Source organism: Streptomyces sp. NPDC041108, from assembly GCF_055592645.1.
Genome location: NZ_JBVIYK010000006.1, coordinates 418905 through 440077, shown reverse-complemented (window position 1 = coordinate 440077; position 21173 = coordinate 418905). Strand labels below are relative to the sequence as shown.

The 21173-nt window shown below is 71.3% G+C and carries 20 protein-coding genes, 1 tRNA gene and 2 pseudogenes; 11 read left to right on the top strand and 12 right to left on the bottom strand.

The window, feature by feature from the left end:
• Positions 1 to 46 precede the first annotated feature (46 nt).
• The 4 genes from ectA to thpD all read left to right on the top strand — a co-directional run bounded on the left by ectA (position 47) and on the right by thpD (position 3288).
• On the top strand, positions 47 to 598 hold the full coding sequence (gene ectA / locus ACZ6BB_RS20160) for a diaminobutyrate acetyltransferase (protein WP_471616517.1): 552 nt from the start codon (positions 47 to 49) through the stop codon (positions 596 to 598).
• Positions 599 to 665: 67 nt separating this feature from the next.
• Positions 666 to 1937 carry a diaminobutyrate--2-oxoglutarate transaminase gene (ectB, locus tag ACZ6BB_RS20155; RefSeq protein WP_471616516.1) on the top strand — a complete coding sequence of 424 codons (1272 nt, stop codon included), beginning with the start codon at positions 666 to 668 and terminating at the stop codon, positions 1935 to 1937.
• Between the two features lie 50 nt (positions 1938 to 1987).
• A complete protein-coding gene (locus ACZ6BB_RS20150) occupies positions 1988 to 2386 on the top strand; it encodes an ectoine synthase (RefSeq protein WP_275459336.1) in 399 nt (132 codons plus the stop codon).
• A 5-nt stretch (positions 2387 to 2391) separates the two neighbouring features.
• The gene (thpD, locus tag ACZ6BB_RS20145) at positions 2392 to 3288 is read left to right on the top strand and encodes an ectoine hydroxylase (protein WP_471616515.1); all 897 of its coding nucleotides are present in this window, start codon (positions 2392 to 2394) and stop codon (positions 3286 to 3288) included.
• Positions 3289 to 3511: 223 nt separating this feature from the next.
• Here thpD and ACZ6BB_RS20140 read toward each other — a convergent pair whose 3' ends face one another.
• Positions 3512 to 3979 (bottom strand): GatB/YqeY domain-containing protein, encoded by a 468-nt coding sequence (locus ACZ6BB_RS20140; RefSeq protein WP_471616514.1) that lies wholly within the window; start codon positions 3977 to 3979, stop codon positions 3512 to 3514.
• A 322-nt stretch (positions 3980 to 4301) separates the two neighbouring features.
• Here ACZ6BB_RS20140 and ACZ6BB_RS20135 point away from each other — a divergent pair, with 322 nt between their 5' ends.
• The 3 genes from ACZ6BB_RS20135 (at position 4302) to ACZ6BB_RS20125 (ending at position 6313) form a co-directional block, all read left to right on the top strand.
• Entirely contained in the window at positions 4302 to 5231 is a 930-nt protein-coding gene (locus tag ACZ6BB_RS20135; RefSeq protein WP_471616513.1) for a metallophosphoesterase, read from the top strand.
• Between the two features lie 145 nt (positions 5232 to 5376).
• A complete protein-coding gene (locus tag ACZ6BB_RS20130; RefSeq protein WP_471616512.1) occupies positions 5377 to 6210 on the top strand; it encodes a Pr6Pr family membrane protein in 834 nt (277 codons plus the stop codon).
• A gap of 29 nt (positions 6211 to 6239) precedes the next feature.
• A tRNA-Pro gene (locus ACZ6BB_RS20125) sits at positions 6240 to 6313 on the top strand.
• 130 nt (positions 6314 to 6443) lie between these two features.
• Here ACZ6BB_RS20125 and ACZ6BB_RS20120 read toward each other — a convergent pair.
• A pseudogene (locus ACZ6BB_RS20120) lies at positions 6444 to 6909 on the bottom strand (tyrosine-type recombinase/integrase); the annotation flags it as partial.
• A gap of 137 nt (positions 6910 to 7046) precedes the next feature.
• Positions 7047 to 7298, bottom strand: a complete 252-nt coding sequence (locus ACZ6BB_RS20115; RefSeq protein ID WP_471616596.1) for an integrase core domain-containing protein — start codon at positions 7296 to 7298, stop codon at positions 7047 to 7049.
• Between the two features lie 82 nt (positions 7299 to 7380).
• On the opposite strand from ACZ6BB_RS20115, the pseudogene ACZ6BB_RS20110 reads away from it, so the two are divergent.
• Positions 7381 to 7506: pseudogene (locus tag ACZ6BB_RS20110) on the top strand (LuxR C-terminal-related transcriptional regulator); the annotation flags it as partial.
• A gap of 58 nt (positions 7507 to 7564) precedes the next feature.
• Here ACZ6BB_RS20110 and ACZ6BB_RS20105 read toward each other — a convergent pair.
• From ACZ6BB_RS20105 to ACZ6BB_RS20080, 6 genes are all read right to left on the bottom strand, one after another.
• Complete coding sequence (locus ACZ6BB_RS20105) at positions 7565 to 8386, bottom strand: hypothetical protein (RefSeq protein WP_471616511.1); 822 nt, start codon at positions 8384 to 8386, stop codon at positions 7565 to 7567.
• Positions 8386 to 8925 (bottom strand): SigE family RNA polymerase sigma factor, encoded by a 540-nt coding sequence (locus ACZ6BB_RS20100; RefSeq protein WP_046916062.1) that lies wholly within the window; start codon positions 8923 to 8925, stop codon positions 8386 to 8388. The genes ACZ6BB_RS20105 and ACZ6BB_RS20100 overlap by 1 nt, the downstream gene beginning before the upstream one ends.
• Before the next feature lie 197 nt (positions 8926 to 9122).
• Complete coding sequence (locus ACZ6BB_RS20095; RefSeq protein WP_471616510.1) at positions 9123 to 9623, bottom strand: IS3 family transposase; 501 nt, start codon at positions 9621 to 9623, stop codon at positions 9123 to 9125.
• A complete protein-coding gene (locus tag ACZ6BB_RS20090; RefSeq protein ID WP_471616509.1) occupies positions 9620 to 9889 on the bottom strand; it encodes an IS3 family transposase in 270 nt (89 codons plus the stop codon). The genes ACZ6BB_RS20095 and ACZ6BB_RS20090 overlap by 4 nt, the downstream gene beginning before the upstream one ends.
• A gap of 161 nt (positions 9890 to 10050) precedes the next feature.
• Positions 10051 to 10347, bottom strand: a complete 297-nt coding sequence (locus ACZ6BB_RS20085) for a transposase (protein ID WP_471616508.1) — start codon at positions 10345 to 10347, stop codon at positions 10051 to 10053.
• 146 nt (positions 10348 to 10493) lie between these two features.
• Entirely contained in the window at positions 10494 to 10637 is a 144-nt protein-coding gene (locus ACZ6BB_RS20080) for a hypothetical protein (protein ID WP_471616507.1), read from the bottom strand.
• Between the two features lie 325 nt (positions 10638 to 10962).
• Between ACZ6BB_RS20080 and ACZ6BB_RS20075 the strand changes: the two genes are divergently transcribed.
• A complete protein-coding gene (locus ACZ6BB_RS20075; RefSeq protein ID WP_471616506.1) occupies positions 10963 to 15138 on the top strand; it encodes a WD40 repeat domain-containing protein in 4176 nt (1391 codons plus the stop codon).
• Positions 15139 to 15404: 266 nt separating this feature from the next.
• On the opposite strand, the gene ACZ6BB_RS20070 is transcribed toward ACZ6BB_RS20075, so the two are convergent.
• Entirely contained in the window at positions 15405 to 16121 is a 717-nt protein-coding gene (locus ACZ6BB_RS20070) for a TIGR03943 family putative permease subunit (protein WP_471616505.1), read from the bottom strand.
• Positions 16118 to 17101, bottom strand: coding sequence for a permease (locus tag ACZ6BB_RS20065; RefSeq protein ID WP_471616504.1), 984 nt, complete (start codon positions 17099 to 17101; stop codon positions 16118 to 16120). The genes ACZ6BB_RS20070 and ACZ6BB_RS20065 overlap by 4 nt, the downstream gene beginning before the upstream one ends.
• 195 nt (positions 17102 to 17296) lie before the next feature.
• Here ACZ6BB_RS20065 and rpmF point away from each other — a divergent pair, with 195 nt between their 5' ends.
• Both rpmF and ACZ6BB_RS20055 read left to right on the top strand, forming a co-directional pair.
• A complete protein-coding gene (gene rpmF, locus ACZ6BB_RS20060) occupies positions 17297 to 17467 on the top strand; it encodes a 50S ribosomal protein L32 (protein ID WP_319367533.1) in 171 nt (56 codons plus the stop codon).
• Between the two features lie 11 nt (positions 17468 to 17478).
• On the top strand, positions 17479 to 18714 hold the full coding sequence (locus tag ACZ6BB_RS20055; RefSeq protein WP_471616503.1) for a GTP-binding protein: 1236 nt from the start codon (positions 17479 to 17481) through the stop codon (positions 18712 to 18714).
• Between the two features lie 153 nt (positions 18715 to 18867).
• Here the strand turns inward: ACZ6BB_RS20055 and ACZ6BB_RS20050 are convergent, their stop codons facing one another.
• Positions 18868 to 20802 (bottom strand): NAD-binding protein, encoded by a 1935-nt coding sequence (locus tag ACZ6BB_RS20050; RefSeq protein ID WP_471616595.1) that lies wholly within the window; start codon positions 20800 to 20802, stop codon positions 18868 to 18870.
• Positions 20803 to 21173 lie beyond the last annotated feature (371 nt).

Here is a 21173-nt window from a genome sequence, read left to right as displayed (position 1 = left end):
CGCGGGGCGATGCAATTCGAAATTTCGCTGGGTAAATTCAAGCCGTATGACTGCCGCACAAGCAGACCTGCACACCCAGCCTCTGGAAGCCCCTCGGGAAATCGCGGAAGGGATTCGGATCGACCGCCCGGACGTGGCGGACGGCGCGGCGCTGTGGCGCATCGCCGGGGACTCGAAAGCCCTGGACCTGAACTCCTCCTACAGCTATCTGCTGTGGTGCCGGGACTTCGCGGACACCTCCGCCGTGGCGCGGGACGAGTCCGGGGAGCCGGTCGGTTTCGTCACCGGGTACGTGCGGCCCGGACGGCCGGACACCCTGCTGGTGTGGCAGGTGGCCGTCGACGAGGCGCACCGGGGGCTCGGCCTCGCGGGGGCGCTGCTGGACGGGCTCACCGAACGGGTCGCGCGACGGCACCCCCTGACCACCGTCGAGACCACCATCACACCGGGCAACACCGCCTCCGAGCGTCTGTTCGCCGCGTACGCCGCACGTCATGGCGCGGACATCGAGCGCACGGTGCTGTTCGAGACGGCGGACTTCCCGGACGGCCCGCACGCGCCCGAGATGCTCCACCGCATCGGACCCCTCTCCCTCTGAGCCCCACCCGTACTCCCCCCCTCCCCCTCCCCTCACTCCCTCCCCACGCATCGAGGAGCGATTCGACGTGACCATCACCCAGCCCGACCTGAGCGTCTTCGAGACCCTGGAGTCCGAGGTACGCAGCTACTGCCGCGGCTGGCCCACCGTCTTCGACCGCGCGCAGGGCAGCCGGATGTTCGACGAGGACGGCCACACCTACCTGGACTTCTTCGCCGGCGCCGGCTCACTCAACTACGGCCACAACAACCCCGTACTCAAACGCGCGCTCATCGACTATCTGGAACGGGACGGCGTCACCCACGGGCTCGACATGTCGACGACCGCCAAGCGGACGTTCCTGGAGTCCTTCCAGAACCTGGTGCTGCGGCCGCGCGACCTGCCGTACAAGGTGATGTTCCCGGGCCCGACGGGCACCAACGCGGTGGAGTCGGCGCTGAAGCTGGCGCGGAAGGTGAAGGGCCGTGAGTCCGTCGTCTCCTTCACCAACGCCTTCCACGGCATGTCGCTCGGCTCGCTCGCCGTCACCGGCAACGCCTTCAAGCGGGCCGGGGCGGGGATCCCGCTGGTGCACGGCACCCCGATGCCGTTCGACAACTACTTCGACGGCACGGTCGAGGACTTCCTGTGGTTCGAGCGGCTCCTGGAGGACCAGGGCTCCGGGCTCAACAAGCCCGCCGCGGTGATCGTGGAGACCGTGCAGGGCGAGGGCGGCATCAACGTCGCCCGCCCGGAGTGGCTGCGCGCGCTCGCCGAGCTGTGCGAGCGGCAGGACATGCTGCTCATCGTCGACGACATCCAGATGGGCTGCGGTCGTACGGGCGCCTTCTTCTCGTTCGAGGAGTCGGGCATCACCCCCGACATCGTCACCGTCTCCAAGTCCATCAGCGGCTACGGACTGCCGATGTCGCTCTGCCTGTTCAAGCCGGAGCTGGACATCTGGGAGCCGGGCGAGCACAACGGCACGTTCCGCGGCAACAACCCGGCGTTCGTGACGGCGACGGCCGCGCTGGAGACCTACTGGGCCGACGGCTCCGCCATGGAGAAGCAGACCCGCAAGCGCGGTGAGCAGGTCGAGCAGGCGTTCATCTCCATCACGGAGGAGAACCTGGCCGACGTGAAGGAGTACCGGGGCCGCGGCCTGGTGTGGGGCCTGGAGTTCCACGAGAAGGAGCGCGCGGGACGGGTCGCCAAGCGGGCCTTCGAACTCGGGCTGCTGATCGAGACGTCCGGCCCGGAGAGCGAGGTCGTCAAGCTGCTGCCCGCCCTCACCATCACCCCCGAGGAGCTGGACGAGGGCCTGCGCGTCCTCGCCCGCGCCGTACGGGAAACCGCCTGAGCCGTACGGGAAACCATCTGACAAGGCTGAGAAGGAGGCCTGGAACCACCGTGATCGTCCGTTCTTTCAAGGACCTGGAAGGCACCGACCGGCACGTCAAAGCCGCGTCCGGCACGTGGGAGAGCAAACGCATCGTCCTCGCCAGGGAGAAGGTCGGCTTCTCCCTGCACGAGACGGTCCTCTACGCCGGCACGGAGACGTCGATGTGGTACGCGAACCACGTCGAGGCCGTGGTGTGCGTCGAGGGCGAGGCCGAGCTGACCGACGACGAGACCGGGCGGACGTACACGATCACGCCCGGGACCATGTACCTCCTCGACGGGCACGAGCGGCACACGATGCGGATCAAGGAGGACTTCCGCTGTCTCTGTGTGTTCAACCCGCCCGTGACCGGTCGGGAGGACCACGACGAGAACGGCGTCTATCCCCTGCTGACGGAGGAGGGCTGACCACCATGACCACCACGACCACACTCACCGATCTCTACCCGAGCCGCGGCGCCACCGAGGTGTCGGTCCCGCGTCAGGACCCGGTCGTCTGGGGCTCCCCCACCACGCCCGGCCCGGTCTCCCTCGCCGAACTCCAGGCGTACGAGCGCGACGGCTTCCTGCCCGTCGAGCAGCTCATCGCGCCGGACGAGGTCGCCGTGTACCGGCAGGAGCTGGAGCGGCTCGTCGCCGATCCGGCGATCCGCGCCGACGAGCGCTCGATCGTCGAGCCGCAGTCGCAGGAGATCCGCTCGGTCTTCGAGGTGCACCGGATCAGCGAGCTGTTCGCTCAGCTGGTGCGCGACGAGCGGGTCGTCGGACGGGCCCGGCAGATCCTCGGCTCGGACGTCTACGTCCACCAGTCGCGGATCAACGTCAAGCCGGGGTTCGGCGCGTCCGGTTTCTACTGGCACTCCGACTTCGAGACCTGGCACGCCGAGGACGGTCTGCCGAACATGCGGACGGTGTCCGTCTCGATCGCCCTGACCGAGAACCACGACACCAACGGCGGTCTGATGATCATGCCGGGGTCGCACCGCACGTTCCTCGGCTGCGCGGGCGCCACCCCGAAGGACAACTACAAGAAGTCCCTGCAGATGCAGGACGCCGGCACCCCGTCCGACGAGGCGCTGACGGCCATGGCGTCCGAGTACGGCATCAAGCTGTTCACGGGCAAGGCCGGTTCGGCGACCTGGTTCGACTGCAACTGCATGCACGGCTCCGGCGACAACATCACGCCGTTCCCGCGCAGCAACGTCTTCATCGTGTTCAACAGCGTGGAGAACGCTGCGGTCGAGCCGTTCTCGGCGCCGGTACGGCGGCCGGAGTTCATCGGCGCGCGGGACTTCACCCCGGTGCGCTGAGCACCGGGTCCGGGCCCGTGCGGTGACCTCACCGTCACCCGGGCCGGGGGGGGGGGGGGGGGGGGCCGGGGGGGGGGTCCCCCTGGGGGGGTTCCCCCCCCCACCGCCGTTGTGCCGGAGCGCGTGGGAACGGAGGGCTGTTGCCGGGGCTGGACTGCGGGGCAGGGGCCGCTGCCGGGACTGTCGGCCGGGGCTGGCGCCGGGGCCGCTTGCCGGGGGCTGCTCAGGCGCCCGCGAGCTGCTGCTTGACGATGGCGGCGACGCGGCCGCCCTCGGCGAGCCCGGCCACCTTCGGGTTGACGATCTTCATGACCTGGCCCATCGCGCGCGGCCCCTCGGCACCGGCGGCCCGGGCCTCCTCGACGGCCTGGACGACGATCTGCTTCAGCTCCTCGTCGGACAGCTGCTTGGGCAGGTACCCGGCGAGCAGCGCGCCCTCCGCCTTCTCCCGCTCGGCCGACTCGGGGCGACCGCCCTGGGCGAAGGCGTCCGCGGCCTCGCGGCGCTTCTTCGCCTCCTTGGTGATCACCTGGAGCACCTCGTCGTCGGAGAGCTCGCGCTTCTCCTTGCCGGCGACCTCTTCCTTGGTGATCGCGGTGAGGGTCAGCCGGAGCGTCGAGGAGCGGAGCTCGTCGCGCTCCCTGATGGCGGCGTTGAGGTCTTCCTGCAGCTTCGACTTGAGCGTGGTCATGGGGCCGATTGTCGCAGGTGCGGTGCGGAGAGCGCGCCTTGATTTCGCTGGTGTGTGCGGGGTGGGGAAGGCTCGGGCGCCGACTGGGGAGGGCTCGGGTGCCGAGTGGTGACGGCTCGGATGCTGAGTGGTGACGGCTCGGATGCTGTTCGGGGAGGGCTCGGGGGACCGATCGGGGAGGGCTCGGGGACCGGTCGGGCGTCGGTCGGGTGGACAGTCCGGAGTGGGTTGTCCACAGGGGGAGTTGGCGGTCGCGGGTGGAGGGTCGGCGGTTGTCCACAGGCGTGCGCTCGGGGTCGGCGGGGTCTGACACGATGGACACATGCAAGCGCGATACGGAGTACCTCTGGGGATCGCGGCGGTCGGTGCCGCCGGTGTGGTGTATGCGGCGGGTATCGAGGCCCGCTCCTTCCGACTGCGGCGGGTGACGGTGCCGGTGCTGCCACCGGGCATGCGGCCGCTGCGCATACTCCAGGTCTCCGACATCCACATGGTGAGCGGGCAGCGCAAGAAGCAGCGCTGGTTGCGGTCCCTGGCCGGGTTGCGCCCCGACTTCGTGATCAACACCGGCGACAACCTCTCCGACCCCGAGGGCGTCCCCGAGGTGCTGGACTCGCTGGGTCCGCTGATGGAGTTCCCGGGCGCCTACGTCTTCGGCTCCAACGACTACTACGGCCCGACCCTGCGCAACCCCGCCCGCTATCTCCTGGAGAAGGTCCAGGGCCGCCACGGCCTGAACGGCAACAAGCCGGTGGTCGGCGCCGTCCACAACCCGTGGGAGGACCTGCGGGACGGATTCGACGGAGCGGGCTGGCTCAACCTCACCAACACCCGCGGCACGCTGAAGGTCGAGGGCATGTCGGTGGAGCTGACCGGCCTCGACGACCCGCACATCAAGCGGGACCGCTACGCCCGCGTGGCCGGCGGCCCGTCCGACTCCGCCGATCTCTCCCTGGGCGTCGTGCACGCTCCCTATCTCCGCGCCCTCGACGCCTTCACCGCCGACGGCTACCCCCTCGTCCTCGCCGGCCACACGCACGGCGGCCAGCTCTGCATCCCCTTTTACGGCGCCCTCGTCACCAACTGCGACCTCGACACGGACCGTGTGAAGGGCCTCTCCACGCACACGGCCGACGGCCGCACGGCGTACATGCACGTGTCGGCCGGCTGCGGCACGAGCCGCTACACCCCGGTGAGGTTCGCGTGCCCGCCGGAGGCTTCGCTGCTCACGCTGGTGGCGCGGAAGGGGTAGCACAAGGAGTAAAGGGGCAGGGCGAGCCGCGGGCAGGAGGGAGCGCCGGAGCCGCCACGGTTGGGGTGACCCGGCGAGGAAGCGCACCACCTCATACGGATCATCCCGAATGGCCCGTTTCGCGGGGGCGTCCTAGCGTGAGCGCATGACCGCACCGATACCCAGGGACATCCCCGACCTGCCCGCGATCTCGGGCATCCCCGCACCGGTGACATCCGTCGTGCCCGCGGCGGCGGTGGTGACACCGACACGGCGTGCGCCGGCGGCGGCGTACCGCGCCCTGGTCGCACTGGCGGCGGCAGCGGCCGTGGTGATCGAGATGGTGCTGGGCAGCCCACTGCGGGCGTTCAGCCACTTCGCGGTCCAGAGCACGGCCCTGGTGGCGCTGGTCTTCGCCGCCTCGGCCCGCAGCGCGTGGTTCGCCCGCCGCCCCCTGCCGTCCTGGATGACGCTCGGCACGGTCCTCTACGCCGTGATCACGGCCCTGGTCCACCACCTGATCCTCACGAGGGACGCGACGCCCTTCTCCATGACGATGACGTCGACGGGCGCCCCGGCGACCCCCACCGGCTGGCTCGCATGGACGGACGTCGCCTTCCACACCGCGATCCCGCTCGCGGTGGTGGTGGACTGGCTGCTCCTGACCCGCCCGGCACCGCCACGCCTGAGCCACACGGTGGCCTGGCTGCTCTACCCGCTGGCGTTCCTGGCGTTCACACTCGGCCGAGCCGCCCTGGTGACCCCCGACTGGCCGGCCCCGTACCTCTACCCCTTCCTGGACGTCGACCGCCACGGCTTCAAGAGCGTCCTCGGCAACGCCCTGCTCCTGGGCCTCGCCTTCTACGCCCTCGCCCTCCTCCTCGTCGTGGTCGACCACCTCCGCCCCGACCCCGTACACCCCCGCAGGGGCCGCCCGGACCGCCCCGACCGACGCCCCGAAAACCGGATTTCGTCTCCGGCCACCGGTGGGCTAAAGTAAACGACGTCGCCGCGACAAGCAGTGACAATCGGGGTGTAGCGCAGCTTGGCAGCGCGCTTCGTTCGGGACGAAGAGGTCGTGGGTTCAAATCCCGCCACCCCGACAGTGAAACACCAGGTCAGGCCCGGTGCTGAGAGATCAGCACCGGGCCTGCCTCGTTCTCCAAGGGCTCTCTGGAGGAATCCTGGAGAAGATCTTGGAATCTGCCTCCAGATCAGCGCGCTGCTAGCGAGCTTGAGCAGCGCATCCAGAGCAGTCACGGGCGAGCCGAGACTCATGGTCCGGCGCGCGTCCAACGCTTCCTCCCACATCCCGGTGAGTGCGGTCATCAGCGCCTGCCGCATCCCTGGCGTGATGGGGTCCATAGCGCGACTGGACGGAACCGTCCTCATGACCCATGCGCTCGTCCATGAGCTTTGGCGGGGTCCCCGCCTCCCTCATCAGGGTCTTGTGAGTGTGGCGCAAGCCGTGCGGAGTAAGCGCCGGGGCGATCGGCACCCAGCACGTCTCAGCCCGCTTGGAGGCTCCTCGCCCGCGTGCAGGGATGCCAGGCCACGGCTCGGCGACCACAGGCACTGGCCGCTCTTCCTGACTACCTCGCCCGGGATACCGCCCTGTCGCGGCCGGTCGAAAGAGCCACGTGGCGAAACCAGAGCGCCGCCAGTGAGCAGCCAACCAACCGCCGTCTGCCTCACGGACGCGCGGCCTGGACCGCTTCTTGGATGCGATTCAGCTCCCTCTCAGCGTGCGCCCGGACGCTGTTCCAGGCAGCCTCGAAGTCCCGAACCGAGAAGGCCAGGCCGAGTGTCAATCCCCTGGTTCCGTAGAGACTTTGGTTATGCAGTCTGATCCATCTGGCCGTGTCGCTCGCGCGCTTCGGCGATGATTCTTTCGAACTCCTCGGGCGGTAGGCCGCCGGCCGCGCTGTGCCTTCGTCGCGGGTTGTAGAACCCAGTGATCCATGGGGCGATCCTCAGGCGGGCCTCGGTCCGGGTCGCGAATTGTCGGCGGTGGATGTACTCGACCTTGATCAGCGAGTTGAAACTCTCCGCGGTGGCATTGTCCAGCGCGGACCCCACCCGTCCCATGGACTGCACCACGCCCAGGCGGTCACAGAGCTTGTTGTACGCCTCGGACGTGTACTCCCCGCCGCGGTCGCTGTGGAAGATCGTCGCGGCCACGCTCCACCTCTCGGAGTCCACGGTCCGCAGCTACCTCTCCTCCGCGATCGGCAGGACAGGCACCCGCAACCGGATGGAGGCGATGCGGGAGGCGCGGCAGCAGGGGTGGTGGTGACCCTGCTGCCGCGGCGGGGGTCGTGACCCCTGCCGCCGCCCTGCCCGCATCGCTCACCTCACCTCGTGACCTGCGCCTTCTTGTAGTTCGCTCCGTCCGGTCCCAGGCACACGAACCAGTCCTTCGGGGAGCCGTCCACCTCGCGGATCAGGTTCTTGAAGTCGCCGGCCCCCGCAGGGGCCCGTTCCACCCGGGCCTTCGTTCCGTCGTCCCAGGTGCAGGTGACCTCCTGGACGGTCCGGAAGACCTGGCCGATCACCAGGCGCTGCGGGGCGTCGCTGCCCGGGTCGGTGTCCAACGGCCTCGAGTACGCCTCCATTCTGCGCGTGAACTGGCCGTCCTTACTGACTAGTCTCAGGATCACCGTCGACGACTTGCCCACGGTCAGGTGCACGAAGTGCCAGCTCCTGCCTACCAGTTCCGAGGCCTTCTCCAACGCGACCGGCTCGTCCCCGTACAGGGCCATCTCGGCGAGCTGGGCGCGTGCCTTCGCCGTGGTCTTCGGCGCGGTCCAGACGACGGCGTCGACCTTCCACTTCCTGCCGTGGTCCGTGCCCCTGGCCAGAGTCGTCACCCGCCGTTCAGGACTCTGCTTCACCGTCCCCGCCGAGGGCCGCGCGGCCACCTGCCCCGCCCCGTGCCCGCCGCCCGTGCCTCCCGCCAGCGCCAGCGTCGTCCCCGTGGACCCCGCGATCACCGCCGCGGCCGCCGCGGCCACCGCCCAGCGGCGCGTCTTGCGGCGCCTCCCTCCCCGTACCACCGCCTGATAGGGGGCCGCGCGGACCTCCACCTCGTCCGCCGCGTCCGCCAGCAGGAGGGCGATGTCCGTGTGCGCCTCGTCGTACGTCATGTCGTGGTTCGTCTCCCTGTCCCCGCTCATCACTTCCGCCCTCCGCTCGTGAGTGCCTCGGCCAGTCCCGGCAGGGCGCGGAGCTTCGCGATCCCCCTCGCCGTGTTGCTCTTCACCGTGCCGACGCTGCATCCCATGGCCTCCGCGGCCTGCTCCTCGCTCAGGTCCTCCCAGTACCGCAGGACCACCGCCTCCCGCTGGCGCACGGGCAGTGCGGCGAGCACCGTCAGCAGCGCGCCGCGGTCGTCCGCCCGCGCGATGCGGTCGTCGGCGTCGGGCAGCTCGTGGGTGGGGCCCGAGTAGTCCTTCGGCGCCAGGAACTCCTTGAGGCGTCTGCGGTGCCTGCGGGCGTGCGCGTTGATCATCACGCGCCGTACGTACGCGTCGGGGTCGTCGGCCGCGCCGACCCTGCGCCAGGCCACATAGGCCCGTTCGAGCGTCGACTGGACCAGGTCCTCCGCGGCATGCTGCTCCCCCGTGAGCAGGAAAGCCGTGCGCAGCAACCGTGGCCAGCGGCCGACGACGAAGCTCTGGAACTCCGCGTCCCGAGCCTCTTTCCGATCCAACATGGGCACCTCCTAGATGGTTGAAGGAGTCCATGAGGATCGGATTTCGTTGCACCGCCGTGCGGAGGATTTTTTTCGAGCCTCGGGCCCGGAGATTGTGCGGCAGGCCCGCGCGGCCGTGGCCTCACGCCTGCCGCACCGGCACCTTCCGCGGCAGCCACAGCAGATCTGTCAACCCCCTGGTTCCGTAGAGACTTTGGTTATGCGGTCTGATCTTTCTGGCCGTGTCGCTCGCGCGCTTCGGCGATGATTCTTTCGAACTCCTCGGGCGGTAGGCCGCCGGCCGCGCTGTGCCTTCGTCGCGGGTCGTAGAACCCAGTGATCCATGTGGCGATCCTCAGGCGGGCCTCGGTCCGGGTCGCGAATTGTCGGCGGTGGATGTACTCGACCTTGATCAGCGAGTTGAAACTCTCCGCGGCGGCATTGTCCAGCGCGGACCCCACCCGTCCCATGGACTGCACCACGCCCAGGCGGTCACAGAGCTTGTTGTACGCCTCGGACGTGTACTCCGCGCCGCGGTCGCTGTGGAAGATCGTCCCATCCAGGCTGCCGCCACGTGTCACGGCCGCCATCTTCAACGACGCCCCGACCAGGGCCGCGTCGTGATGCTCGCCCATCGCGTAGCCGAGACAGCGCCGCGAGAACGCGTCGATGACCGTAGCCGAGTAGATCTTGTCCTCGCCGGTCTCGATCTCGGTCATGTCGCCGTACCACAGCAGATCCGGAGCGACAGCGGCGAACCGGCGACGCACCGGTCAGGGGCGGCTTTCCGCTTGCCCTGCCCGGTCAGTGACTTCCGCCGACGCGGGGGCTTGCGCCCCTGTAGGCCGGGCTCGGCCATGATCTCGGCGACGGTGTTCACCGACACCTGCCAGCCCTCCTCCCACAAATCCAGCGTGATCCTCGGCGACCCGTACGTCTCGCCCGACGCGCGGAAGAAGTACCTGATCCTTTCATCCAGCTTCACGCGCCTGACCTCACGTTCCGTCGGCTCCGCGGAACGTCGCCGCCATTTGCAGAACCACGCCTCGCTCACCCCGAGCAGGCGACAGGACATCCGATGGGGCCCGTTGTGCTCGGCTCTCTGGCGACCGATGAAGGCGACCAGCGCCTCCGGTTCGTTCTCGGTCACTTCACCCAGAGAGCCATGGCACGCTTGAAGACATCACGCTCCATCTCAACTTCCTTGATCCGCTTGCGGTTCTCCACGCTCTCCCGGCGCAGCCGCACGAGCTCCTCGCGTCCCAGCTCGCCCAGCGTCCCGTCCCCGCCGGCCCTCCGGGCCCGCGCCACCCAGCTGCCCAGGGCGGTCTCCTTGATCCCGAGATCGGCCGCTACCTGCGCGATCGTCTTCCCCGTCTCAGTCACGATCCGCACAGCCCCCTCACGGAACTCGGCATCGTACGACTGTCGCTTCTCCGCCATGACTCTCAACTTCCCCTGCAGTCACAGCCTCAACGCTACGAGGGGAAGGTCAGGGCTACCGGTACGGCAGGCCCGTGGGGACCATCAGCGCGCTCGGCCCGCCTCCGGCCGAAGCCGTAAGCGGGCCGGGTGGAGCGGATGCGTCGTCAGCGGGCGCTGGTGGTGCGGAGGTCGGAGACGCCGTTGAACGCGTCGGCCTTCATGACGAGGTCGGTGGTCGTCGGCGGCGACTCCCCGCCGACGACGCTGTGGGTGACGGCGAGTCCACGGCTTTCGCCGTCACCGGTCACCGTCCTCACCGGACTCGGTGGGGAGCGCTGCGTCCGGCACCGGTCCCTCCCCTCGTGGGGACCGGTGCCGGACGGCGCGGGTGTCGATCCGGGCGTGGGGGCGCGGATCGAGGTAGGGGTGGAGCGGGGGTGTGCGGCATGATGGGACGCCTTTGCGGACGCTATGCCGGGGGCCCCGTGCTCGGTGGCGCGGCTTGGGCTCGATCCTGCCATTCGGGGTCGGCGGGGTGGAGGGACCAGGTGTCCGGTGATGGCGTTTGCACAGGTCAGACACGCAAGGTGAGTTTTCCGGTCCGGATGGTCAGGTAGTGGGGGAAGGTAAGGGGTGGATGCCTTGGGTCATGGCTCAGGGGCACGCACGGCCTTCGCGGAACGTCTCGCGCTGCTGTACAAGGAGGCGGGCAACCCTCCCCTCAAGACTGTTTCCGAGTCGGTCGTCCGGCTTCAGCGGGTCGATGAACGGGGGCGGCCCGTGCGGGTGTCCGTCCAGCGGATCAGTGACTGGCGGCGGGCCAGGAACGTGCCCGCGCAGTTCGCCGCCCTCGCCGCCGTACTGCACGTCCTGATCCCCGAGGCCCGGCGGGCGCGGGCCGTGCCCGTGTCCAAGGGGCTGTACGACATGGCCCAGTGGCAGCGGCTGTGGGAGCGGGCCCTGGCCGATCCCGTCGGCGAGCGTCCGGCCGGTGCGGGGGCCGCGTCCGCCGCAGCCGCGGCCCTGCCCGTGGACGAGCCTCCTCCCGGTGGTGTCTGTCCCTACCGGGGGCTGTCCTCGTACCGGCAGCAGGACGCCCGTTGGTTCTTCGGGCGGGAGCGGAGCACCGGCGCGCTCGTGGAGCAGTTGCGAGCGGCGGAGCGCACGGGTGGCCTGGTCATGCTCGTGGGTGCCTCGGGCGCCGGTAAGTCCTCGCTGCTGCACGCCGGGCTGGTGCCCGCGGTGCGCGGCGGCGCCCTGGACGGTGACGAGGAACGGGTGGACGAGGGGTCGTCGGGGCGGCGGCGGACCGGTGAGGTGCTTCGGCTCGTACCGGGCACCGATCCCGTCGGGGAGCTGATCCGTCGGATACCGGAGTTGGGGCAGGTGGTGTCCGCCGCGTACGAGCCCGGTACGCCGGTGTTCGCCGACGCGGTGCGGGAGGCCGTCGGGGCGTGGGAGGCGCGGAGGCGGGGAGCGGCCGTCGCCGACGGTGCGGGCCCCTCCCCGACCGGAACCAGAACAGGTGCCGGTGCCGGTGCCGGTGCTGACACCCCCACCCCCGCTCCCACCCGGCCCGTTCTGATCGTCGACCAGTTCGAAGAAACCTTCACGCTCTCCGCCGACGAGGCGGACCGGCGGATGTTCGTCCAGTTGCTCGGTGCCGCGTGCACGCCCGGGGAGGCGGGCGGGGTGGCGCCCGTGGCCGTGGTGCTCGGGGTGCGCGCGGACTTCTACGAGCAGTGCCTCGGGTATCCGGAGCTGGCGGACGCGTTGCAGCACCGGCACATGGTGCTGGGTCCGCTGACGGCGACGGAGCTGCGCGAGGCGGTGACGGGGCCGGCCAGGGCCGTGGGGCTGGAGCTCGAACCGGGGCTCGCGGAGCTGATCGTGCGGGAGGTGAGCGCGGACGGTCCGCGCGGGGCGCACGACGCCGGAGTACTGCCACTGCTGTCGCACGCCCTGCTCGTGACGTGGCAGCGGCGGAAGGCGGGGCGGCTGACGCTGGCCGGATACCGGGCGGCCGGCGGTATCCAGGGCGCCGTGGCGGCGACCGCCGAGCGGGCCTGGTCGGAGCTGGACCCGGCGGCCCGGACGGCCGCGCGGTTGCTGTTGCTGCGGCTGGTCCGGCTGCACGAGGACACGCAGGCCACCCGGCGTCGGGGGACGCGGCGGCAGCTCGCGGACGGGTCGGCGGACCCGGCGAAGACCGAGGAGTCGTTGGAGGCGATGGCCCGCGCCCGCCTGCTGACGCTCGACGCCGAGACCGTGGAGATCACCCACGAGGCGCTGTTGCACGCCTGGCCCCGCTTGCGGGGGTGGATCGACGAGGGGCGCAACGACCATCTGTTGCGGCAACGGCTGGAGGAGGACGGCCGGGCCTGGGAGGACGCCGAGCGCGACTCCTCGCTGCTCTACCGGGGCTCGCGGCTCGAACAGGCCCACACCTGGGCGAAGTCCACCGGCGAAGCCGGCAGCGGGGAAACCGGGGGCGCCGGGAAAGCCGGGGGCGCCGCCGACACCTTCCTGACCCGGAGCGCGGTGGAGTTCCTGGCCGCCTCGGTCCGGCTGCGCCGGCGCACGGTCCGGCTCAGGCGGGGTGCCGTGGCCGCGCTGGTGGCGTTCGCCCTGGTGGCCGTCGGCTCGGCGGTGGTCGCGTGGCAGCAGCGCAACGACGCCGTGTTCGAGCAGGTGGTCGCCCAGGCGGATCGCGTCCAGTACTCGGATCCGTCGCTCTCCGCCCAGCTCGACCTGGTGGCGCACAGGCTGCGGGCCGACGACGAGGGCACCGACAACCGGCTCCTCTCGATCGTCAACGCGCCCCTGGCCACCCCGCTCCTCGGCCACGGCGGCGCCGTCTACCTCACCTCGTTCAGCCCCGACGGGTCGTACCTGGCCACCGCCAGCTACGACCGGACCGTACGGCTCTGGGACGTGAGCGATCCGGCGCGCGCCACGCCGCTCGGCAAGCCCCTCACCGGCCACACCAGTTGGGTGAGCAGCGCGGTCTTCGCGCCGGACGGCCGTACGCTCGCCAGCGCCGGCGACGACGGCACCGTCCGGCTGTGGGACCTCACCGATCCGCGTGCTCCGCGGAAGCTGGGTGCCCCTCTGGACGGGCACGACGGCACGATCTTCCTGCTCGCGTTCAGCCCGGACGGCAGGACGCTGGCCTCCGTCGGCGAGGACCGGACGGTACGGCTGTGGGACGTGAGCGATCCGGCGCGCGCGACGGCGCTCGGCGCGCCGCTCACCGGGCACAGCGCTCCGGTACGCGCCGTGGCCTTCGGTCCGGACGGCAAGACGCTGGCGACCGGGGGCGACGACAACACGATCCGGCTCTGGGACGTCACCGATCCGCGCGCTCCCGCCGCCTTCGGCAGGGTGCTCAAGGGCCATACGGGTCTGGTGCACTCGCTGGCCTTCGCTCCCGACGGGCGGACACTGGCCAGCGGCAGTTCGGACAACACGGTCCGGCTCTGGGACGTGGGCGAACCCCGGCGCGCGAGGGCGCTCGGCGCGCCCCTCACCGGACACACCGGCGCCATCTGGTCCGTGGCCTTCAGCCCCGACGGACGGCTGCTCGCGGCCGCCAGCGCGGACAGTACGGCGAGCCTGTGGAGCGTCGCCGACCCCGCGTATCCCTCTCAGGTCGGCGAACCCCTCGCCGGGGCCAGCGGCGAGATGTTCGCGCTCGGGTTCAGTCCGGACGGCCGGACCCTCGCCACCGGGAGCGGGGACAGCAAGGTCCGGCTGTGGTCGGTGCCGACCTCGGACATGGTCGGGCGGAACGGGGTGTTCCGGCCGGACGGGAAGGTGCTGGCCACCGCCGGGCGTGACGGCCGGATCCGGCTGTGGGACGTGGCGGAGCCCGACCGGCCCGTGCTGCTGGGGAAGGCTTTCACCCTGAAGGACGGCGGCAACCGCTCCCTGGCGTTCTCGCCGGACGGCCGCACCCTGTCGATCGTCGCCGGGAACCGGGCGCTGTATCTCTGGGACGTCGGTGACCCGTCGCGTCCGGTGCTGCGCGGCTCGCCCCTCGCGCTGCGGATCCGGTACACCGACGCGCAGGCCTACAGTCCGGACGGGCGGGTGCTGGCCACCTCCTACGGCGACCACGACGTGCAGCTGTGGGACGTCCGCGATCCGTCCCGGGTCGTCCCGCTCGGCAAGCCCCTCACCGGCCACAAGGGATACATCCTCGCCCTCGTCCTCAGCCCGGACGGCCGCACGCTGGCCAGCGGCAGCGCGGACGGCACCATCCGGTTGTGGAACGTGTCCGACCCCGCCCGGTCCACCCGGCTCGGCGGACCGCTCACCGCCCACCGGGGCGCGGTCAGCGATCTCGTCTACAGCCCGGACGGCAGGACACTGGCCAGCGGTGGCGGCGACGACAAGGTCCGACTCTGGGACGTCTCCGACCCTCGCGCGGTGAAGCGGCTGGGCTCCCCGCTCGTCGGACACACCGAGACGGTCGTGTCGCTGACCTACAGCCCGGACGGGCGGACCCTGGCCAGCGGCGGCAACGACAGCACCGTCCACCTCTGGGACGTCGGCAGCCCCGCCGACGCCTCCCCCATCGGCCGGTCGATGAGCCCCAACGCCAGAACCGGCCATTTCCTCTCCTTCAGCCCCGGCGGCCACATGCTCGGGGTGTCCAGCGGTGCCGACACCGTGCGGCTGTGGAATCTGGACGTGGACGACGCCGTACGGCACATCTGCTCGACGACGCGGGGGGTGCTCACCCGGGAGAAGTGGGAGGAGTATCTGCCCCGGCTGTCGTACGAGCCGCCGTGCGGGGGCGGTTGACGCACGTCCGGGCGGACATCCCCTCCCACGTGATACCGATCACAACTCGTCAACCCAGTCGAGCAGTCGGCTCCCGTCCGACGACCAGCCTTGTTAGCCTTGGCCATAGCCCGGTCGCTGGTGCATCCCCCGTCGCCAGCGACCGGGCCCTTTCATGCCCACGACACCTCTGAAGTGTCTCGCGCCTCTCACGCCTCTGACGCGTCTCGCGCCACTCACTCCGTGGACGACGAGGACGCCTCTGCCGCCCCGGATGCCCTGCGCTCTCAGCCGTTCCATGCCTCGTCGTACGGGTCCTGCGGTGCCTTCACCGGCTTGGTGGCGGTGACGGTGAGGTACGGGACGGCGGTGCCGTTCAGGGGGTCCTCGGTCCGCTTCGGGGTGTAGGTGCCGGTGACCTCGATCCAGGTGTCGGGCCGCAGGACGGCCGGCAGTTCGCCGGTGAGGGCGATCTTGACGGGCTGGGCGTCGGCGGCGCAGCAGTTGAGGGCCATACGGACGAGGTAGGGGTGGCCCGAGCCGTCGAGGGCGAGGAACCCGGCGATCCTGAGCGGGCGGCCGGAGAGGGCGCGGCCCTTGTCGTAGACCGCGCGGCCCGCGTAGTCGGCGACGCTCAGCCGGAGCGGACCCTCGGCGGGAAGGGCGGGGTAGCCCCAGGGCTGCTCCTGGAGTGCGCTGCCGGTGCGCATCGCGGTGTAGGACCCGGCGGCGGGCGGGGCGACCAGTACGAGGGCCAGCAGGGGCAGGACGAGCAGCCAGGAGACCCGGGGTTCGTGGTGGCCGTGCTCCTCGTCGCCCTGGCGCCGCGCCCGGCGTTCGTACAGGACCGTGGCGACGGCGGCGGCTATGAGGACGACGCCCGCGCCGATGAGGAGGGGGCGCAGTCCGGCCTTGACGTAGCGGAGGTAGAGGTCGGTGAAGCCCGCGTGCAGGAGGGCGCCGCCGGTGAGGAACAGGATGACGGTCTGGGCCTGACGGTTCACAGGAGCACCGCCCCGACGAGTGCCGACACGAGGATCGCGAGGGCGAAGGTGGCGGGGGCGAAGCGGAGCGCGAAGGCGCGCCCGAAGGTGGCGGTCTGCATGGCGAAGAGTTTCAGGTCGATCATCGGGCCGACGACCAGGAAGGCGAGCCGGGAGGTCAGGGAGAACTGGGTCAGGGAGGCCGCCACGAACGCGTCCGCCTCGGAGCAGATGGAGAGGAGGACGGCCAGTACCGCCAGGGCGAGGATCGCGATCACCGGGTTGTCGGCGGCGGCGTTCAGCCAGCTCGCCGGGACGACCGCCTTGAGGGTGGCCGCCGCGATCGCGCCGACGACCAGGAACCCGCCGGCGTGCATCACGTCGTGCCGGACCGATCCCCAGAAGGCGGCGCCCTTGCTCTGTCCCTCGTAGGACGGCCGCTCGGGCGGGCGCATCCACTCACCGCGGCCCAGCCGTTGCCACAGCCAGCCCATCGTGCAGGCCACCAGCAGGCTCGCCGCGAATCTGGCCAGCACCATCTCGGGGTTGCCGGGGAATGCCACGGCGGTCGCGGTCAGGACGATCGGGTTGATCGCGGGGGCGGAGAGGAGGAAGGCGAGCGCCGCCGCGGGTGTCACGCCCCGGCGCACGAGGGCGCCCGCCACCGGCACCGAGGCACACTCGCACCCCGGCAGGACGACACCGGCCATGCCCGCCGCCGGTACCGCCAGCGCGGGGCGCTTCGGCAGCGCGCGGGCGAAGAACGAGGCCGGCACGAACACCGCGATGGCCGCCGACAGCAGCACTCCGACGACCAGGAACGGCAGGGCCTGAACGACCACCGCCACGAAGACCGTCATCCAGCTCTGCGTCACGGGCGCGGACAGCAGACCGCGGAGCGGGCCCTGCGCCACGACCGCCAGCACCAGCAGCATGGTGAGGACGAGCGGTGGGTCGAGGTGCCGACCGCGCTGGGGGGCTTCTTCCTTGGTTGTGGCCACGGGGGACGGTACCTCCGTAGGGAACGGCTGGACCGGGCGGGGCCGGTTCGGCCCCTTCCTCCCATACGGCGCTGATGACGGGGTTGCTCATGGTCGCCGGGGTGTCGTACCGCACCGAAGACCTCTTTTAGTAATGGGATCCATTTTCATGTAGCGTCCGGTCCGTCACCTGTGAAGCCCGTGGAGGAGGACCCCATGGCCGTGCCCAAGCGGAAGATGTCCCGCAGCAACACCCGTCATCGTCGCGCCCAGTGGAAGGCGAGCACGCCACAGCTCGTGCCGTTCACGGTCGACGGCACCACTCATCTCGTACCGCAGCGGCTGCTGAGGGCGTACGAGCGCGGGCTGCTCCACCCCGAGGGCTAGGGGCGACGGCCATGGCGTACGAACGGCTGCCCGTCACCGTCCTCTCCGGGTTCCTCGGGGCGGGCAAGACCACCCTGCTCAACCATGTCCTCGCCAACCGCGAGGGACTCCGCGTGGCCGTCATCGTCAACGACATGAGCGAGGTCAACATCGACGCCGCCCTCGTGCGCGGCGGCGAGGCGGCGCTGTCGCGCACGGAGGAGCGGCTGGTCGAGATGACCAACGGGTGCATCTGCTGCACCCTGCGCGACGATCTGCTGGAGGAGGTGGACCGGCTGGCGCGCGAGGGGCGTTTCGACTATCTCCTCATCGAGAGTTCGGGGATCTCCGAACCGATGCCCGTCGCCGCGACCTTCGCCTTCGCGCGCGACGACGGGGCCACGCTCGGGGACCTCGCCCGGCTCGACACCATGGTCACCGTGGTCGACGCGGTGAACTTCCTGCCGGAGCTGGCGGGGGGTGACGAGCTGGTGGCCCGGGGGCTCGACCAGTACGAGGACGACGAACGCACCGTGAGCGATCTGCTGATGGACCAGGTGGAGTTCGCCGACGTGATCGTCCTGAACAAGCTCGACCTCGTCGACGGCGCGACCGCCGAGCGGCTCGCGGCGACGCTGGCCCGGCTCAATCCGGCGGCGCGGATCGTGCCGGTCAGCCATGGCCGGGTGCGGGTCTCGGAGGTGCTCGGCACCGGGGTGTTCGACCTCGAACGGGCGCAGCAGGCGCCGGGATGGGTGCGGGAGCTGAACGGGGACCATGTGCCGGAGACCGAGGAGTACGGCATCTCCTCGACCGTCTTCCGGTCCGAACTGCCCTTCCATCCGGCGCGGTTGTGGACCTTCGTGACCGAGGCGCTCGACAGCGGGACCTTCGGGCACGTCCTGCGCTCCAAGGGGTTCTTCACGCTCGCCAGCAGGCCGCGTGTGGTGGGGCTGTGGTCGCAGGCCGGTTCCGTCGCCCGCTTCGAGCCGTCGGCCGCGCGGGACGACTCGGCGCCGGAGGCGGAGGAAGCGCCGTTCGCGCAGGAGACGCCGTTCGCGCAGGAGACGTCGATCGCGCAGGAGGCTCCGTACGCGCAGGAGGCTCCGTACGCGCAGGAGTTGGTGTTCATCGGGACGGGGCTCCGGGCGGAGGCGTTGCGCTCGGCCTTGGCAGGTTGTCTGGTGAGGGCGGGGGAGGTGCCCTCCGCGGCGGGGTTCGAGGATCCGTTCCCCGCCTGGGAGACGCACGGGGTCGTCTGCGCGTGAGTGGGGTAGCTGGTCGGCGGCGGGTGGTCGGGCCGTCCGGTCGGCTGCGGGTGCGTCGGGGCTTGTCGCGCGGTTCCCCGCGCCCCTGAGAAGCAGGGGCTGCGCCCCGTGCTTCTCAGGCCGCCATGCCGCCAGGTCTCCCCACGCCGCGCGCTACGCGCCCGCCACCGCCCGCCTCCCCAGCAGTTCCGCAAGGCCGCGCCTCGTGGCCGCCAGCACCACGCGGTCCTCGGCACGGAGGACGTAGGTGGGCGGCAGGTCCCAGACCAGGCCGGACCCCGCCGCGCCCGGCGTTCGCTCGGTGTCCGGCTCTCCGGGGGCGGCCGTGTCGAGGGCCAGGACGCGCCACGCGCCCGCCCGGAAGGTCTCCGCCACGGTCCTGCCCTCCAGGCGGGGGTGGCCGCGGACCTCGACGGCGGCGAAGAGGAGGACGCGGCGTTCGACGGGGATCGCGCCCAGGATCTGGCGGCCCATCATCGCGCCGGCGAAGGCGGGCGCGGCGAGATGGCTGACGCTGCGGCTGCGGGTGAGAGCGCTGGGGTGGGCGGCGCGCAGGGTGCGGTAGACGGCGGTGGCGAAGTCGTCGTCGTACAGGCGCAGGACGACACGCAGGTCGGGGCGTACGGAACGGGCGTACAGGCCGGCTTCGAGGTTCGTCGTGTCGGAGCTGGTCACGGCGAGGAGAGCGTGCGCGCGGTGGATCTTGGCGGCCTCCAGGACGCCCTCCTGGGTCACGTCGCCGAGGATCACCGGCACCCGCAGGCGCCGGGCCTCCGCCAGGCCGCGCGCCTCCGGGTCGTCCTCCACGCACACGACCGGGATGTGGAGTTCGCGCAGGCGGGCGAGCACACGGGTGCCGATCTTGCCGAGGCCGAGGAGGACGACGTGCCCGGAGAGGCCGCGGGGCGGTTTGCGCAGGGCGGTACCGCTGCGGAAGGTGCCGAGGGCCTCCAGCACGGCGGCCAGCAGCACGGGCAGCAGGAGTAAGCCCATGAGCCCGGACAGGAGTTGCAGGATCTGACGGGAGTCGCTCTGATCGGTCGCCGGGTCGGCGATCCCGAAGAGGTCGAGGAGGGTCGCGTACGTCGCCTGGAGCGGATGCTCGCCGGTGATCACCATCTGCGCGACGGCCAGCGCGAACACGCACCCGATCATCCCCGCGAGCGACCACCGGAGCCGCCGCGAGAGCAGCGAGCCGAAGGCGCCGAGCGGACCGCCGCCCGCCCGGCCGGGCGGCAGCGCGGGTCCCGCGTAGCGAACCGTGTCGAGTACGACTGTTCCGCGTCCGCCCGCCTCCGCCACCGCCCTTTCGTCGGGCAGGAGTTGGGGGCCACGTGAGCCGCTGCCCTCGGAACCCTCCGTCCCGGCGGGGTCGTTGGTGGTCGCTGACAGGAGGGCGAGCGTGCAGAGGCCGCCCGGGCTCTGGCCGCCGCGGCCCGGCGGGCGTTCCACGGCCCGCAGCATCAGCCCGTCCGTCTGCACGACCTTGCTGGTCCCGGCGACGGCGGTCGCGGCCAGCGCGGGCGCGGCGGTGTCGGCGTCGGAGAGGACGGTCGTCGAGGCGCCGAACCCGTCGACCCCGTCGGCCTCACCGTCACCGGCCGCCAACGCCGATGCCTGGTCGAGCAGTTCCTCGATGTACTGCCCCAAGCGGCGGTTGTAGAGCCGCAGGACCAGCCGCAGACGCGGGTTGAGGCGGCGGGCGGTCAGCGCCGCGCGGATGTTGGTCTCGTCGTCGTCGTACACGAGGGCCAGCGCGGCGGCCCGCTCCACCCCGGCCTCGGCGAGCACCGCCTCGGTGGCCTCCCCCGCCTCCAGGACGCGTTCGCCGCCGTCCCGAGTGCGGGCCTCGCCGGTGCGGGCCTCGCCGGTGCGGTCGCCGGCCACCGGGTCGGGGGAGCCCGTGGCCCGGTTGACCGCGGCCGCCATCCGGTCGAGGAACGCGGCGGCGGTCCGGGCGCGTCCGACGACCGGCCGCTGCGCGACCCGTGCCATGGGCGGCACGACGAGCGTCACCTGTTCCCGGTACACGGTCCGCAGTTCCCCGGCGAGCCGGTGCGCCAGCCCGTCGTCCCCGCAGACGACCATGTGGGCGCCGGAGTCGGCGGTCGGCCGGCCGCGCCGGCCCGGGGCGGGTTGCCTGCCCGCGCCGAGCGGGCCCGACGGCGCGCGCTGACCGGGCGGGACGCCCGGACCGGACGGCATACGGGGGCCGGTCGCCGTCGCGGCCGGGCCGGTCGTCGGCGCCGGGTCGGGCGGGTCGGCCCGACCCGTGCGTCCGCCCGAACCCGCCTGTCCGTTCGGCCCGTTACTGCTGTTGTGCTGCGAAGGGGTCCCCACGAGTCAGAAGACTGCCCCATACACCCGACCGGTTTCTCAGTGATCCGGATCACAGTTGGCGGTGTGAGTGCGACGACGGGTGGAAATCCGTACTCAAGAGGGACGGGGTGACGGCGGTG

Bases quoted from the DNA above. Each gene is read 5' to 3' on its own strand.
- ectA (WP_471616517.1), top strand. From the start codon at position 47: ATGACTGCCGCACAAGCAGACCTGCACACCCAGCCTCTGGAAGCCCCT.
- thpD (WP_471616515.1), top strand. From the start codon at position 2,392: ATGACCACCACGACCACACTCACCGATCTCTACCCGAGCCGCGGCGCC.
- ACZ6BB_RS20140 (WP_471616514.1), bottom strand. From the start codon at position 3,979: ATGACCACGCTCAAGTCGAAGCTGCAGGAAGACCTCAACGCCGCCATC.
- ACZ6BB_RS20135 (WP_471616513.1), top strand. From the start codon at position 4,302: ATGCAAGCGCGATACGGAGTACCTCTGGGGATCGCGGCGGTCGGTGCC.
- ACZ6BB_RS20130 (WP_471616512.1), top strand. From the start codon at position 5,377: ATGACCGCACCGATACCCAGGGACATCCCCGACCTGCCCGCGATCTCG.
- ACZ6BB_RS20115 (WP_471616596.1), bottom strand. From the start codon at position 7,298: ATGGGACGGGTGGGGTCCGCGCTGGACAATGCCACCGCGGAGAGTTTC.
- ACZ6BB_RS20105 (WP_471616511.1), bottom strand. From the start codon at position 8,386: ATGAGCGGGGACAGGGAGACGAACCACGACATGACGTACGACGAGGCG.
- ACZ6BB_RS20100 (WP_046916062.1), bottom strand. From the start codon at position 8,925: ATGTTGGATCGGAAAGAGGCTCGGGACGCGGAGTTCCAGAGCTTCGTC.
- ACZ6BB_RS20095 (WP_471616510.1), bottom strand. From the start codon at position 9,623: ATGACCGAGATCGAGACCGGCGAGGACAAGATCTACTCGGCTACGGTC.
- ACZ6BB_RS20085 (WP_471616508.1), bottom strand. From the start codon at position 10,347: ATGGCGGAGAAGCGACAGTCGTACGATGCCGAGTTCCGTGAGGGGGCT.
- rpmF (WP_319367533.1), top strand. From the start codon at position 17,297: ATGGCCGTGCCCAAGCGGAAGATGTCCCGCAGCAACACCCGTCATCGT.
- ACZ6BB_RS20055 (WP_471616503.1), top strand. From the start codon at position 17,479: ATGGCGTACGAACGGCTGCCCGTCACCGTCCTCTCCGGGTTCCTCGGG.
- ACZ6BB_RS20050 (WP_471616595.1), bottom strand. From the start codon at position 20,802: ATGGTCGTCTGCGGGGACGACGGGCTGGCGCACCGGCTCGCCGGGGAA.